The sequence below is a fragment of the Vibrio sp. STUT-A16 genome, from assembly GCF_026000495.1.
GTDB classification, from domain to species: Bacteria; Pseudomonadota; Gammaproteobacteria; order Enterobacterales; family Vibrionaceae; genus Vibrio; species Vibrio diabolicus.
The window spans coordinates 778461-794555 of the sequence record NZ_AP026766.1; the positions used below are offsets into that span (position 1 = coordinate 778461).

The window sequence follows — 16095 nt, forward strand, 5'->3', positions numbered from 1 at the left end:
ATAGTTACGTAGCTCAATTGTGCAATATAAAGAAGCAAGCAATTCAGTTGGGATCATAGGCATACAATTTAAAATAGGGTAAGCATTTGTTTTCTAATATTCTTGTCGTCTGTGTAGGTAATATTTGCCGCTCTCCAACAGGAGAGCGGCTTTTGCAGTCTTTACTACCAAACAAACATGTCGCGTCAGCGGGAATCGCGGTGGATAAAAGTCATTTAACAGGAAAAGCTGCTGATGATATGGCAACCACCATCGCGAACGAACATGGCGTAAGCTTAGATGGACACGAAGCACGACAATTAACACCTGAGCTTTGCGCTCAATACGATCTGATATTGGTTATGGAAAAAGGTCATTTAGAAGCCTTAACCAAAGTCGCTCCTGAGGCACGAGGTAAAACGATGCTGTTTGGACAATGGATAAATGAAAAAAACATCCCAGATCCATACAGACAAAGTAGAGAAGCCTTCGAACATGCTTATACGCTTATAGAAAAAGCAGCAAAAGCGTGGTCTCAAAAACTATAAGCCGCAAGGCTAAATAAATAAACGCCAATGGCAAGGTATTTAAGAAGTTAAAGTAATGACAACACAAACTATTAAGCAATCACGTCAAGCCGACGATGAGATCGATTTGGGAAAGTTATTTGGGATCATTCTTGATGCCAAATGGCTCATTCTATGTACCGTAGTCCTATTTTCAATTATAGGTGTCGGCGTTGCCATTCTATCAACACCTATCTACAAAGCTGACGCTCTTATCCAAATTGAAAGTAAGAGCTCCGGTGGTATTTCAGCGATGGTTGGTGATATGGGAGAGCTGTTTTCAGCAGAGTCATCAGCGACAACAGAAATTGAGATCATTAAATCTCGTATGATTTTGGGTGGTACCGTTGATAAGTTCAACTTAACCACGGTCGTCTCTCCGAATTACATGCCTATCATCGGTAAGGGCTTAGCTCGACTGCAAGGCGAACAAATCAGTCTGAGCGTTTCACGATTTAATACCCCTTCTTACGCAGTTGGAATTCCTCTAACTCTCGAAGTTATTGATTCTGAAAAACAGACGTTCAGACTTATAGAAGATGACAATAACGTCATTTTAGAAGGTAAGGTTGGCGAGCTCATTGAAAAGAATGGCTATCAATTCTTAGCTACAGAAATGATAGCGCAAGACGGCGCATCGTTTACCGTGAGTAAAGTCAGCAAATTAGATGCAATTAATAAACTTCAAGAAAACTTATCGATAAGCGAACGTGGTAAGCAAACCGGGATTATTTCTTTAAGCTTCTCTGGTGAAGATCGCGCTAAGATTCAAGCTATCTTGAACGACATTAGCCAGAACTACTTCTTGCAAAACGTTCAAAGAAACTCAGCAGAGGCAGAGCAAAGTCTCGAGTTCTTGAAAGGCCACCTTCCAGACATCAAAACAAAACTGACCGCTTCTGAAGACGTTTTAAATCGATTCCGTCAAGAAAATGAATCTATCGACTTAGGCCTTGAAGCTCAATCAACGCTTAAAGTGATGGTTGAATTAGAAGCGCAGTTAAATGAGCTTACATTCAAAGAGAGTGAAATCAGCCAGCGCTTTACACAAGATCACCCGGCTTATAAGTCTCTGCTTGATAAACGTGAGACGCTACTCAAAGAGAAAGAGCGTCTTAATAAACAAGTTCAAAAGTTACCGAAAACACAGCGTGAAGTTCTACGCATGACGCGCGATGTAGAAGTAAACCAACAAATCTACATCCAGCTATTGAACAAGGTTCAAGAGCTCAACATCATTAAAGCAGGAACCGTTGGCAACGTTCGAATCTTAGATAACGCTCAATCGTTCTCTAAGCCAATCAAGCCGAAAAAAGCGCTTATCGTTGTGCTAGCAACACTGCTTGGCGGCATGGCAGGCGTGGCTTTCGTATTAATTCGTGCGGCATTCCACCGTGGTGTAGAAACACCAGATCAAATTGAGCAGATTGGTATGCCTGTTTACGCTAGTGTTCCAAAATCTATTCAACAACTGGAATTTGCAAACAAGCTTAAACGAAACAAAGGCAGCAACGATGAGCTAGTCCTTCTTGCTGAAGCTAACCCGGCCGATCTTTCCATCGAGGCCCTGCGTAGTCTTCGTACTAGCCTGCACTTTGCGATGATGGAAGCGAAGAACAATGTTCTTATGATTTCAGGTCCAGCACCATCTATCGGTAAAACGTTCGTATCGACAAACTTTGCAGCCGTCGCTGCGAAAACAGGTCAGAAAGTACTGCTTATCGATGCGGATATGCGTAAAGGTTATTTGCAGCAATGTTTTGGTTTACGTTGGGATAACGGTCTTTCTGATTATTTGAGCGGCAAGACATCCCATAGCAATATCATTAAATCAACATCCATCGACAATCTAGATGTGGTTACTCGTGGCCAAGTACCACCAAACCCGTCAGAGCTTTTGATGCATCCTCGCTTTAAGAGCTTTGTTGACGAAATGTCGGCGCAGTACGATCTTGTGATCATCGATACGCCGCCTGTACTCGCGGTTACCGACCCAAGCATTGTTGGTGCAATCGCAGGAACAACACTGATGGTAGCTCGTTTTGATCAAACGACTTTGAAAGAAATTGAAGTCGCACAAGGTCGCTTTGAACAATCCGGCGTGGAAGTAAAAGGCGTAATTCTAAACGCCGTAGAGAAGAAAGCGTCAAACTCATACGGATATGGTTACGGTTACTATAACTACGCTTACAAGAGCGAGTAATTAATATCTACATGTATTACAAAGCCCTGCTAGACCTAGCAGGGCTTTTTTATTACTGGATCCTGTAATGCATATCTACTAGAAAACGGATGGTTGTTAGCATCTACATAGGCATTGGCTGTCAAACTATTCAGCACTTCTTTAATGGGGCTGATATTTTGTGATGCAGCTCTCTCATGAATAGTTGCATGATGGATTGTGAAACTCTACTATCAGCCTGCTCACGCCTAAAGCCCCCAACACTCGCGGAAAGAACTTGGTTCACGGCAACTCTTCTACCCTGCTCTGTATAGCAGGAACAATCTGTTTTTACCTTCTTTTTAGCTTCTATTTAGGCGAGTGTGGAAGAGATAAGAAAGGTGAAAAATGAACTCTACAAATAGCTTCTTAATCAACATTAACCAACAAAAATCCGTTGCTAAAAAAAGGCTCAAAGCTATACGTCAACACGATGATGAGATGTTGGATCGAGTTAAGCGATTTCATTCCAAACCAGAATCATTAGCTCCCAATACAATTCAATTAGCTGACGTTCAACATTCGCTAGCCAGAGAATTAGGTTTACCAAGTTGGAGTAAATTAAAAGCGCATGTCGAAGAGTTAGAAGCTCACAAAGACGCCATCAAAAAACACTTCCCTCCTCTTGATAGCGAGCTAAAAACGCTCCATGTCCGCTGTGGGCATGATATTCAGCAACAGCTTAAAGACAGCGGATTCGAGGGAGCATTTTTAGCCCTAATAGATCCGCTTTGTATTGGCCCCATACCAGCAACACCACAAAACTTCCTTGCCATTCGTGCCCAATATGTCGTAGAGACTCTGCTGCCCGTGATGAAGCGTGAAGATTCAGTGCAGGATATTGTCAAATTTGAGCAAGCTAATATTGATACGCTGCTCAGTGATACATTTGAACGAATCGTCTTTTGGGTCGAACATGACAGCTATGACCAATTAATGCTGCTTCGTGCCCTAACCTTGTTAGAGAATGTAGAAAACAAGGTGATAGAGATCATTGAGTTGAACCAGTTCCCTGGCACTGAGCGATTCATGGGTTTGGGGCAGTTGCCTAAAGAGGCTATTCGCGCTTGTTGGCAATACCGTAAACCCGTGACAGCCAAATTATTCAGTCAGGCTAAACATTCCTGGCACGCTGTCACATCACCGACACCCATCTCTATGGTTAATTTGATCGAGCAGCATGATCTAGATTGCTTACCCAATATGCTCAACGTGCTAATACGCCATATGCAAGAGTTACCTCATTCACAAACAGGATTAAGCTTGACTCAGCAGATTGCATTAAAGGTCCTAAGTTCTCAAAATCGTTCAATTCTCATCAAAGATTGGTTTGAGCAATATCAACAATGTGAACCTCTACCTTACCTAGGCGATGTGATGTTTTACGCCTTACTCCTCCCTCTAGCACAATGTCAAAAGCCTTTAATCACGATTGAGTCACGTGAAAGGGACTGGTGGGAACAGAGCGTCCATATCACTGAGGCTGGTCAGCATTGTTTGGAAGGCTTCATGCTAGCGAAGCAATGCTATTGGGTTGGGGGTATTAGCAATACCAATCAGAATTATTGGAGTTGGGATCACCTCCAATTATCTACATTGACCAACCATCATTGATTCAGCGGATAGGTAACATAAGCAGGGGCATAGACGGCTCGTTAGCCCCTTGTGTTCAGCCCAATACAAAAACAGTCAAAAAGAGACGGCTTCTAGCCTGAATAAAATCTAGATAGTTATGCAAGAGCAACATTCCTTAGAGATAATATGCACTCCATTTACTACTAAAAATAAATGTAAACACTCCTTCTTATCGGTTGTATGTTCGATAAAAGTGTTAAAATACAAACTTTTCGACCAGTCAAATAGTTAAGATTTGGTTAAAACTCTATTTTTATTAGTGATAAAGTTCACATCTATTAACCATTTAGAGGATTATTCTTTCGTATTTTCTCACTCCACTGCTACTCTGCTCGCCGCTTTGAAGTGAACTCAAGGTGCATAACTATAAGGAGTGTTCTCATGAATACCAAGAAACCGATGTCGCTAACCAGCCGCGTAATTTTGGGTATGGTAGCGGGTATCTTGACAGGATTTGCAATTCGCACACTTTTTGCCGGCAACGGATTTGTCGACGCATACATTGTTAATGGATTATTTGAAGTTGGTGGACAGATCTTCGTCGCCAGCTTAAAAATGCTCGTAGTCCCTCTAGTGTTTGTTTCACTAGTTTGTGGTACTAGCTCCCTCAAAGACCTTTCTACACTGGGTCGCATGGGTGGTAAAACCCTCGCTTTCTACGTTACAACAACGGCTATCGCGATTACGCTTGCTCTAACTATGGGTACTCTGTTCCAGCCAGGTGCTGGCGCTGACCTAACCGCAGCAAGTTCATTCAAATCAGCAGAAGCACCATCTTTGGGTCAGGTGATCATCGATATGTTCCCAACCAACCCTATCAGTGCGATGGCTGAAGGTAAAACCCTGCAAGTTATTGTGTTTGCGGTGCTATTTGGTATCGCGATCAGCGCAGCAGGCAAACCTGGTGAACGTATTGCAGCGTTCTTCTCTGATCTGAATGAAGTGATCATGAAACTGGTAGCGATTTTGATGAACTTAGCGCCTTATGGTGTGTTCTTCTTAATGGCGAAGCTATTTACTGGTCTTGGTCTGGGCGCGATCGTCAATCTGGCAGAGTACTTCTTAGTACTGGCGGGTACGCTTGTCCTACACGGTCTAGTTACTTACAGCTTAATGTTAAAAGGTTTCACCGGTCTAAACCCAATTACGTTCCTACGTAAGATGGAAGACGCGATCATGTTTGCTTTCTCGACCGCATCATCAAACGCGACGATTCCAGTGACAATGGAAACGGCTAAGCACCGTATGGGGGTTGAGAACCGCGTATCATCGTTCACAGTACCACTTGGTGCAACCGTGAATATGGACGGTACGGCGATCATGCAAGGTGTAGCAACCGCCTTTATTGCTCAAGCCTTCAATATTGATTTAACTATGGGCGATTACCTAATGGTAATCATGACAGCTACATTGGCATCTATCGGTACTGCGGGTGTCCCTGGTGTTGGCCTTGTAATGCTAGCCATGGTATTGAACCAAGTTGGTCTGCCGCTTGAAGGTATCGCGCTCATCATGGGTGTTGACCGTCTACTTGATATGATTCGTACTGCGGTAAACATTACTGGTGACAGTGCAGTTACCGTCATTGTCGCAAAATCAGAAGGTGCATTGGATGAAGCTCGCTTCAACGACCCAATGGCAGGCGTTGCCGAAGAAGAAGTGCATCTTAAACGCGCTGACGCCTAAATCGTTCTACGATTACCATTCTGAAATTATATAGTCCTGTCTAAAAGAAAGCCCCGATGGAAACATCGGGGCTTTTGTTTTCTCCGCGTCTAGAAATGCTCTTTCTAATCCGCCATCGAATTCAGTTTTTCTCTAGCTTGCTCTTCGTGTTCTTTAGTGATGGCATTGCCAACAGAGTTGGCGGCTAAGGTAAGCGCTGCCATGTCATCGGTAAAGCCGACGCCTGCTAACACATCTGGCACCATATCGGTGGGTAATACGAAGTAAGCCAATGCGCCACCTAAAATCGCCTTATGGCGAACGGCGGTGTTGGAATCTGTCATCGCGAGCCATGATTTGATGCCCATTACAGCAATTTCTTCACCCGCTTTCTTAACCGACCCTTTCATTTTTCGCCAGAATGTTTTCTCATCTGGCGCTTGCATCGTTTGATCTTTGGCGTCTTTCGGCGCCGATTTTACAGACATTGTTGTGCTCATCGTTGCCTCCGAAATTTATGACTGTGGTCAACATATTAATAAATCGAACCTGAACGCAAGATTAATAACAAGAAATGATAGTAAAGTGAAACAAAAACACAGATAGAAAAATCCCCAAACCGAAGTCCGGGGATTATTGTCTTGGGAACCAAGCTTTAGAAGCAGAATGCCTTATTGAGCAATCTTCTCCAGTACACGCATCAGCATTTTGATACGTGGTTCGATAGACTCAAGCAACAAGTACTCTTGGTCACTGTGGAAACCTGCACCGATAGGTCCTAGACCATCCAAAGTTGGAACGCCAAGAATTGCCGTATTGTTTGCATCAGAGCCGCCACCCACTTCTTTCCAGTTGATGTCGATAGCCAGTTCACTTGCTGCGTCTTCAACTAATGCCATCAGGCTTTCGGTTTGCGCGCTTGGCACCATAGAAGGTTTGTAAGCTTCACGAACCAACTCGATGCTAACGCCATCAACGAATGGTGTTTCCAGCATGCCGTTTAGCTTGCTATCGACATCATCGTATTCTTCATTACTCCAGAAACGCACATCCACGATCGCTTCAGCGTGCTCAGGGACGATGTTTGCGCCGTTACCGCCAGACACAATACCCACGTTTAATGTGGTGCCAGATTCGAAGTTCGTCATAGCATTGATTGCGAGAATCCAGTTCGCCATCTCGGTAATTGCACTGCGGCCATTTTCTGGCTCGTTGCCAGCGTGGGCTGCAATGCCATTAAACGTGATTTTGTAACGCGCCATGCCTTTGCGCGCTTTGACTAAACCGCCGTCTGCGCGTGCTGCTTCTGCCACCAATACGTTTTTCGCGTTTTTTGCAACAGATTGAATCCAGTCGACCGAATCTAACGATCCGGTTTCTTCGTCTGGGTTCATGCAGATACAAATCGACAGTTTATCCAACACCGCTTGGTCGAGGTTACGCATCGCGTACACAATATTCAGCAAGCCAGATTTCATGTCCGAGACACCCGGACCGTACGCTTTTTCAGAGTCTTGAGACATAGGACGTAATCCAGCGGTACCGACAGGGAACACTGTATCCATGTGACCAATCAGCATCACGTCAACTTGCTCAGCTTCAGGCTTGTTTCGAACTTCAAGACCGATACCCGCTCTGCCACAGTCGATGCGTTTTACGCTCCAACCTGACATCGCTTGGTACTTCTCTTCAAATTGAGAAGCGATGAACTCAATGCCATCAGTGGTGTACGTACCACAATCGACATTGATGAGAGGACGAAGTTCTTCGAGATATTCATTGAGAGAAAACTGCATGATTGCCCCCTAAACAAACAAGTTCATGACTAGCATTGCGCCAAATGCGTTCAATACGGAAATCGCAATCATAATTGGGATATAACGACCTTCAGTACCGATAGGTCCCATAATTCGACCCATGTACTGAACCTGTGAGCCCATTAGATAAATTGCAGGTGCAAGAATCGCGATGTGCGTTCCGTTCAAGATGCCTTGGTCAAACAATGTGATAACCACGCCAACTGCGCCGCCCATCGACATCCAAGCACCAATCAGCACCGCAGCCGCTTCACCTGGCAAACCAAAAACTGCCATTACTGGAGAAAATACCGAGCCCATCAAATCCAACGCGCCAGTAATCTGCAACGCTTTAATGATGACAAACGCCATAAGAACGTTAGGCACAGTTGATGTTGTCGCAATAACCCAGCCTTTTTTAGCGCCTTCAACGAAAATATCTGTCACCATCGGCTTACTTACTTTTACGTCACTCATTACGCCGTCTCCTCTTTTAAGTTCTCAGATTTGTTTTGCTCTTGCTTGTCTTCTTTACCTTCTGTGATGTTTAGGTAGATACGGAATAAGTTCGCGCCCACAATTTTAAACAAGAACATCACCACAACCGCCAAACCAATAGAAGACGTTACGGCAAGCGAACCATCCGCCATCGTCAGCGTAAACAGCACCGCACCTGAGGAAAAAAAATTAACAATGGTGGCACCAGCGGTGAACTGGAACATAGTGAACACATCGGTTTCGCGTTTGGTGAGGTGACCTTCATCTTTAAGCTGACGAGTCATCGCCGCACCTGCGTCGGTACTTTGCAGCGAAGCGATAAGAGCCAAACCAGAGTTACCTGGGATGCCCATTAGAGGACGTAGAAGAGGAGTAAGAAGCTTACGAGCTGCTTCAAGCGCACCATAGTGCTCAAGTACATTGATCATACCCAGTGCGAACATAACGGTAGGAATCAAAGTAAGTGCAAAAATGAAACCGTCACGTGCACCGCTACCACCAGTACCACGAAGCGACGTTGTTGCAACTTGCACACCGTCAGCCGTTTCGGTGACACCATAAGCCACCTTGCCAAAAGAGCCATTCAACGTGGTGAAATCAAATACGCCATACCATTCGTTCGATTGCATGAGACCAGAAAAGAAGACGACCGCAAACGCCAGTGCAACGTAGCACCCCAGCGTAACCTTGCGCTCGGTTTGAACAGGATTTTTCATAACATTACCTACACATGTGGGACAGGACACATATGTTCACCCGAATAATGTGCTAGAGAGATGATCAAAATCAATCCGCCTGCCGAACATTCTGGCGACTCAGTTATGAAGTTTTGTTTTATGATTTTAATCACATTTGAAAGATAATAAAAATTTGTGCTAACAATTAGGTATATTAATCTATATCGATACCTCAGGACTTCTTCATCAATCCGACCAATGATTCCAACGAATATTGCTTTCTACAACATTCATGACGTACTTCATACTTTGGCATTGAGGCGATATCGATTAACTCGAAAGTAACATTCCATAATGAAATTTAGGTTAGGATTGTCCGGTCATATGCAAACGGCATAAACCAGAATCAACAGGACTAGGCAGCCCATTGTTACGCTCACAACCTAAAATAGCCAAGTGGACACTCGCCCTCGTGTTTTGGGTGGTGATGGTATGTTTAAGCCAAAACTCCGGCTTCTCGAAAAGCTGCCCTAAGGCTCACCAAATACAGAGTCAGCAAGATGAAAGTGTGAATTTATCACCATCTTGCGACCTTTCAGAGAAGCTGGTTCAAGCGTACCAACACCAGTTGGACCATATTCTTATTCCATTTTTTCTGTTTGCTTTGATTGTGGCGCTGCCGATGGCATCCACAGCAATTCGTTATCTGGAATACACAGAACCGATACCGGAAAAGTATCGGGTTCACCTAAAACTTTGCGTGTTTAGAGAATAAACCCAGCAAGGCGAGAAACCCGCTCGCCTGACTTTTGTACGTATTTTATTCACTTCACATAACAAACAACGAAATCTAAAAGTTTTAGGAAATATTATGACATTCACTCGTACACTTTTGGCGTTAACGATGGCTATCGTACCTGCCGTATCTTTCGCATCAGAAAAGACCTCAGAACAAAAGCTAGAGGAAATTACTCAGATACTAAAAGAGAACCCTCAAATTCTTGATTCATTGCACCAAAACCTGCAAGAGTACATTGCGTATCAACAGTCATTTGGCGACACCTTGAAGGAGGTTCGTCAATATCTAAATGATGGCAAACATTCCTCTTTTGGAGCTGAAACCCCAGAGTTAACCATTATTAACGTAACGGACTACAGTTGCCCTTTTTGTAAACGTTTAGAAGGAGAACTGGTCAAAGTTGGTAAGGAATACCCGCAGATAAAAGTGCTTAACCTCAATGTCTCTTTTAAAGAACAATACGAGAAAAACGGCTACAACTCGGCAAGTTACGCATTAAATGTTTGGCAAAAACAGCGAGATAAGTACGAACAAGTGCATGAGTTATTGGTGAAAAAACCGGGCGCACATGATGCACGCTCGTTAAAGCAAATCGCGAAGAAAACAGGGACAGAAGCGCAGCTTGTCGACGACAAAGAGACCAAAGCGCTGCTTGATAAGAACTATCAGTATTTCACGCAACTTGGTTTACGCGGCACGCCTGCGTTGATCATTAATGATCAAGTCATTCCTGGCTATGTGCCGTTTGACGAGCTAGAAAAAGTCATCGACCAAGAACTGGCGAACTAAAACAACAAAGCCCTTCCTTGATAACTCAAGGAAGGGCTTTTTATTTATCGACATAAAGAGCGTTTAGTTACTTATTACGTCCTACAAACGCCACGACGACTTTGTCATTGCCAAGCGAACGAGAGAACACATACGCGCCTTCTTGTTCAATCACTTCGTGCTGACCCGCACCAATCGCTGGGTGCGCTTTACGAAACTGACCAAGGGTTTGCCAATGTTTCAGCAGCGCTTGCTTCTCATCCGATAGTTTCCATACCATGTCAGAGCGTGTGCCTTGGTGGAAATCATCCGCGTAAGGGCCAATGTTACGACCTACTTCATCACCATAATAAACCTGAACCGCACCTGGGCTAAGAAGCAATGCGTTCGCCGCGTTACGTTGCATGCCGTAATCTTTAAAACGTGAGAAAAACAACTCCGTATCGTGAGAAGACATGTAACTGACTGGGTTGAAGTCTTTCTCGTTCGCGATAGTTTCCGCATAGCTTTGGTAAGTGTCTGCCATTTGGCTAAAGCACGCCGCGCCTTTGTCTAGCTTCTTCTGCATATCGAAGTTGATCAACGCGTCAAAACCATCATCGAAATAAGGGCTGCGATACGCGGTGTGTCCCCAGACTTCGCCCATCATCCAGAACGGCTGACCTGATTTGCCATTTTCTTTACGCCACTGCTCTAGGCTGTTCGATGCCTCTTCTTTCAAGCGTTTCCACACATCACCTTCAACGTGTTTCACCGTATCGACGCGATAGCCATCAATGCCAAAGCGTTTCACCCAATCAGTTTGCCACTCAATTAGATAATCCGAGACGGTGTAATTGTCACGCGCCTTTACGCGAGTACCAGGGTTATCCAATAACCATTGCGCTGGCTTCACGGTTTTGTCTGATTCGGTGATAAAGTCAGGCAAACCCGCCAATGACATAGTGATATCACTGCTACCCGGAGCTGGGTATCCCGGTAGACCTGTTCTTACCCAGTCACCGCCCCACCATTTCGACCAGTTAGGACTCTGATAATCAATATTCTGGTGATAGCTATGCCAATTTTCACCCGCTTTTGGTTGCCAGTCGCCCCATTTCTTGGGCAGATCGGCATTAGGCTTTAACACATCGATACCGTCGAACTGTAGATCCGCCAATGTTGAGTAACCAGAATGGTTGATAACCGCATCCATCAAGACTTTGAGGCCTCGTTTGTGCGCCTCTTCCACCAGCGTTTTTAAATCTTCTTCGTTACCGAAGTTCTCATCAATCTTGGTGAAATCGCGCGTCCAGTAGCCGTGGTATGCATAAAACGGAAATGAACCACTATCGCCACCACCGACAAAGCCGTGCACTTGCTCAACGATTGGCGACAACCAAATCGCGTCTGTACCTAGGCTCTTAATGTAATCCAGTTTCTCAATCACGCCTTTAAGGTCACCGCCGTGGAAAGTACCTATCTCTTCTTTGCCGTCTTTTTTGCGACCATAACTGTTGTCGTTACTTGCGTCTGCGTTGTTGAAACGGTCGACCATCACGAAGTAAATGTTGGCATTGCGATAATCAAATGGCACCGCTTCTTTGGTTTTCTGTACAGGCTCTAAAAGCACTAGGCCGCCAGAGTCTTTGCTTGGCGTCAGCGATACTTGCTGATCTTTCACTTCAACCATTTGCCCCGAGTAAGCATCTCGCAACTTGGTGCCATCCGGGAAACTATCACCTAACGCAATAGTGACTTCTCCGCCTTGGTAAACCTCACATTGCACTTGTGGGATTGGGCGTTTGAACTCTGTCTTGGTGGCTTTCTTGGGTTCGCGCTTAAAGCGCAGTGTTTTCGCTTCCGCATCAAAAGCGAAAGAGTAATCGCCGGTAAAACGGATTTTTAACGGTAGTTCCGTTGGCTTACCGCAGTTTAGCGCAAGAGGTTTATTGAACTTCACTTTCTGACCATCGGGGGCAATGCAGTCGCCTTCAACGCCCGTGATTTTAAGCGTGTATCCGTCTTTGGTTAGAGGCACAACCAAAGGCTGCTCTGCACTTAGCGGGAAGTCACGGCTGTTGGTCGTGGTAGAAATGGTGATGTTAGGCTCGGCGATGGCACTTGCCGACGCAAGCAGTAAAGTAGTGGTAATCAGGTTCAGTTTCATCGTTCAGTCCATTGGCAGCACATGGTAACCATGCACATTTATTAGTTTTATTCACACTAATTGTGCCTAGATAAGAAACTGAACACATCATTCTAACTGCCTACGCCCCAAAGGTCGTGACGCTTCACATTTTATTGATATAGGGGCGTAGTTCTATTTAAGCGCAATAGATTGAGGGAGTTAAAGTTGCACGCTGCCAAGATTGCTCATTTGGTTCATCGCCCATCTTGTGCGGCGAGCAGTGTAATCACTTTGTGGGTAGACTTTGATTCGATATGGGTTTGGCAACACCACGGCTAAACGCGCTGCTTGCCACTTCGAGAGTTGCTTTGCACTGACACCAAAATAATTCTGCGCCGCCGCTTCAGCGCCGTAAATACCGGGACCAAATTCAACCACATTTAGATACACTTCGAGAATGCGCTCTTTACTCCACATCAGCTCCATCAGCAAAGCAAAGTAAAGCTCGTAAGCCTTGCGAGCGTAGGAGTGAGAAGGAAACAAAAACACATTTTTCGCGGCTTGTTGGGTAATCGTGCTCGCGCCTCTCGACGGGCCATTGTCACCTGCCTCGGCAATCACGTCGAATAGCGATTCGAAGTCCAATCCATAGTGATGAGGGAATTTTTGGTCTTCGGTCGCAATCACCGCTAACTGCATATTTTTTGAAATACGCGACAAGGGTACCCATTCGTGTTGGCTGCTGTCTGGATAGTTCTTTGGTGGCACAACAATGCGGCTTAACTTCCATCCCCATATTGGTGGATCGACATATTTCACCACACCAACCAAAACGACTGGGGCGATCAGCAATATCAACACCATTTTAAATAGAAATGACTTAAGCCTTTTCAACATGTGTGGCTCCCCAATGCATTAGCGATTGATGATAAACAAACCAGCGAGCTTGCCTGATTCAATCAGGAACAACAAGTTTTCGAGGTAAAAAATAGGTCAAAAAAAGCCCGATTTACATTGTAAAACGGGCTTAGAATTTGATTAGGTTGAATTATTTGTTCAGCTTGTAGAACACGGTTGAAAGTGGTGGTAAACGAAGCTCAAGTGATTGAGGCAGTGATTCACTTTCGACTTTTTCCGTTTTCACACTGGTCTGCACTTTAAAATCGCTGCCGCCGTATTTGCTGTCGTCCGTGTTCAGCAGTAGTTCGTATTGACCTGCATTTGGAACACCTAAACGGAAACGCTCGTGTGGTACGGGCGTAAAGTTGGTGATGATGAGAATACGCTCACCCTCTTTACTGATACGCTCGTGCGCTAGGATACTCGCATCCGCTTCGTCTTGTAGACGCCACTCAAAACCAGCAGGAACACAATCTTGATCGTGCATCGCCGCTTCATTTCGGTACAAGTGGTTCAAATCTCGCATCAGCTTTTGAACGCCTTGATGACGCTCATATTCCAGCAAGAACCATTGCAACTGATCATCGTGGTTCCACTCCGCCGTTTGGCCGATTTCCGCGCCCATGAAGTTCAGCTTTTTGCCCGGTTGACCATACATGTAACCGTAGTATGCACGTAGGTTTGCGGTTTGCTGCCATTCATCGCCCGGCATCTTGTTATGGATAGAGCCTTTGCCGTACACCACCTCATCGTGAGAGAGAGACAAGACGTAGTTTTCGCTGTGCGCATAAACCAACGGGAATGTGATGGTATTGTGGTGGTATTTGCGGTGAACAGGATCTTCTTTGATGTATGAAAGACTGTCGTGCATCCACCCCATATTCCACTTGAAGCCAAAACCTAAACCACCCATAAAGGTTGGCGCAGACACCCCCGGAAACGCCGTTGACTCTTCCGCAATCGTCATAGCATTCGGGAAGTGCTTGTACACTTCTTCGTTCATCCATTTTAAGGTTGCGATTGCGTCGTAGTTTTCGTTGCCACCGTCGACGTTCGGTACCCACTGATCGTGGCTACGTGAATAATCGAGATAGAGCATCGACGCGACTGCGTCCACGCGAATGCCATCAATATGGAATTGTTCAAACCAGTACAGCGCATTCGATACAAGGAAGCGACGCACATGTTCACGACCGAGATCGTAGATGTATGAGTTCCAATCTTGGTGCCAACCGCGACGTGGGTCCGGGTCGTGGAACAGCGGTGTGCCGTCAAAGTTTGCTAAACCGTGGTCATCCGATGGGAAATGCGCCGGAACCCAATCCAGCACTACACCGATACCAGCTTGGTGACATGCATCCACGAAGAATTTGAAATCATCAGGAGAGCCGTAACGGCTAGTTGGCGCAAATAAGCCAACGGGTTGATAGCCCCATGAACCGTAGAATGGATGCTCAGAAACAGGCATCAGCTCAACGTGGGTGTAGCCCATATCCACAAGGTATGGCACCAACTGCTCCGCGAGTTCGCGGTAGTTGAGGAAATCACCTTTCTCGTCGCGCTTCCATGATCCAGCATGCAGCTCATAAAACGATAACGCTTCATCACGCTTTTGTGTCACTGCGCGGTTTTGCCATTTTGCATCTTGCCATTGGTAACGCTTGTGATCGTAAGTAATGGACGCGAACGATGGGTACTGCTCAGAGTAAAAACCCCAAGGGTCTTGTTTGTGTGGCAGCCCTTCCCCATTTGGCCCTTTGAGCTCAAATTTGTACTGAACGCCTTCTTCTAAGCCAGGAATGAACAAACCCCAAATGCCATAATCTAAACGTTGCATTGGGTGACGACGACCGTCCCATTGGTTGAAGCACCCCACAAGGCTAACAGCCGATGCATGCGGTGCGTAGACAAGGAAGCGAACACCGGAGATGTTTTCACCGCCACGTTCTAGCGTGACAAAGTGTGCGCCCATATAGTGATACATGTCTTTGGGCGTATGCAGATGCTCGTACTCTTGGTAAATATTGTGGTACTGGTACGGGTCATCAATAATTTGTTCAACACCATTCCAATCGACCGCCAAACGGTAGTGGGTCAGGTGTAAATCGCGTTGCTCTTTTAAGATGAAACCGCTGTCACCATCACGCTCAAGCGCCACGCGAGGTTCGCCATTAACAAGCAGTTCAACCTTGTTTGCGCCCGGCATCCACACTCGCAGCGATCCTTCGCCATCATCAATGAATGGCCCCAACGCCGAAAATGGGTCTGAGTAAGCCGCCTCAGCAAGCAGTTCATATGCGCGTTCGTGTTGTTTCTTTATTTTCTTGGTTTTGGTGGTTTTCAAATCTTTCTCCCTAGAGCCAATATCCTTTTCAAGACCAGAAATCTGAATCAAACATCGGTTTCTCCACAGCCAACGTTGTGAACTCACAAAAGACTTCGCTTAAAACATGTATGCATCAAGCGATGTCAAAAACAAAA

The 16095-nt window shown here is 45.4% G+C and carries 13 protein-coding genes; 6 read left to right on the top strand and 7 right to left on the bottom strand.

The window, feature by feature from the left end; translation table 11 throughout:
- Nucleotides 1–86 precede the first annotated feature (86 nt).
- The 4 genes from OO778_RS20045 to OO778_RS20060 all read left to right on the top strand — a co-directional run bounded on the left by OO778_RS20045 (nt 87) and on the right by OO778_RS20060 (nt 6087).
- Nucleotides 87–527, top strand: coding sequence for a phosphotyrosine protein phosphatase (locus tag OO778_RS20045; protein WP_047009636.1), 441 nt, complete (start codon nt 87–89; stop codon nt 525–527).
- Between the two features lie 55 nt (nt 528–582).
- The gene (locus OO778_RS20050; RefSeq protein WP_048625432.1) at nt 583–2748 is read left to right on the top strand and encodes a polysaccharide biosynthesis tyrosine autokinase; all 2166 of its coding nucleotides are present in this window, start codon (nt 583–585) and stop codon (nt 2746–2748) included.
- A 366-nt stretch (nt 2749–3114) separates the two neighbouring features.
- On the top strand, nt 3115–4380 hold the full coding sequence (locus OO778_RS20055; RefSeq protein ID WP_264912687.1) for a DUF1835 domain-containing protein: 1266 nt from the start codon (nt 3115–3117) through the stop codon (nt 4378–4380).
- Between the two features lie 402 nt (nt 4381–4782).
- Nucleotides 4783–6087 carry a dicarboxylate/amino acid:cation symporter gene (locus OO778_RS20060; protein WP_005397791.1) on the top strand — a complete coding sequence of 435 codons (1305 nt, stop codon included), beginning with the start codon at nt 4783–4785 and terminating at the stop codon, nt 6085–6087.
- Between the two features lie 104 nt (nt 6088–6191).
- Here the strand turns inward: OO778_RS20060 and OO778_RS20065 are convergent, their stop codons facing one another.
- The 4 genes from OO778_RS20065 to OO778_RS20080 form a co-directional block, all read right to left on the bottom strand.
- Nucleotides 6192–6566 (bottom strand): YkvA family protein, encoded by a 375-nt coding sequence (locus OO778_RS20065; protein WP_047009638.1) that lies wholly within the window; start codon nt 6564–6566, stop codon nt 6192–6194.
- A 171-nt stretch (nt 6567–6737) separates the two neighbouring features.
- Nucleotides 6738–7862, bottom strand: a complete 1125-nt coding sequence (locus OO778_RS20070; protein WP_264912690.1) for a M20 family metallopeptidase — start codon at nt 7860–7862, stop codon at nt 6738–6740.
- Between the two features lie 9 nt (nt 7863–7871).
- Complete coding sequence (locus tag OO778_RS20075) at nt 7872–8339, bottom strand: YjiG family protein (protein WP_005458317.1); 468 nt, start codon at nt 8337–8339, stop codon at nt 7872–7874.
- On the bottom strand, nt 8339–9076 hold the full coding sequence (locus OO778_RS20080; protein ID WP_104970429.1) for a nucleoside recognition domain-containing protein: 738 nt from the start codon (nt 9074–9076) through the stop codon (nt 8339–8341). Before OO778_RS20080 ends, OO778_RS20075 begins: the two co-directional genes overlap by 1 nt.
- A 448-nt stretch (nt 9077–9524) precedes the next feature.
- Here OO778_RS20080 and OO778_RS20085 point away from each other — a divergent pair, with 448 nt between their 5' ends.
- Nucleotides 9525–9812, top strand: a complete 288-nt coding sequence (locus OO778_RS20085) for a hypothetical protein (protein ID WP_308322742.1) — start codon at nt 9525–9527, stop codon at nt 9810–9812.
- A gap of 96 nt (nt 9813–9908) precedes the next feature.
- Nucleotides 9909–10625 (top strand): DsbA family protein, encoded by a 717-nt coding sequence (locus OO778_RS20090; RefSeq protein WP_256950660.1) that lies wholly within the window; start codon nt 9909–9911, stop codon nt 10623–10625.
- 67 nt (nt 10626–10692) lie between these two features.
- On the opposite strand, the gene OO778_RS20095 is transcribed toward OO778_RS20090, so the two are convergent.
- The 3 genes from OO778_RS20095 to glgB form a co-directional block, all read right to left on the bottom strand.
- Nucleotides 10693–12753 carry an alpha-amylase gene (locus OO778_RS20095; protein ID WP_264912698.1) on the bottom strand — a complete coding sequence of 687 codons (2061 nt, stop codon included), beginning with the start codon at nt 12751–12753 and terminating at the stop codon, nt 10693–10695.
- 180 nt (nt 12754–12933) lie between these two features.
- Nucleotides 12934–13611: a monofunctional biosynthetic peptidoglycan transglycosylase gene (gene mtgA / locus OO778_RS20100; RefSeq protein ID WP_005396756.1), complete on the bottom strand. Its 678-nt coding sequence runs from the start codon at nt 13609–13611 to the stop codon at nt 12934–12936.
- Nucleotides 13612–13762: 151 nt separating this feature from the next.
- Nucleotides 13763–15958 carry a 1,4-alpha-glucan branching protein GlgB gene (gene glgB / locus OO778_RS20105; RefSeq protein ID WP_242446586.1) on the bottom strand — a complete coding sequence of 732 codons (2196 nt, stop codon included), beginning with the start codon at nt 15956–15958 and terminating at the stop codon, nt 13763–13765.
- Between the last annotated feature and the right edge of the window lie 137 nt (nt 15959–16095).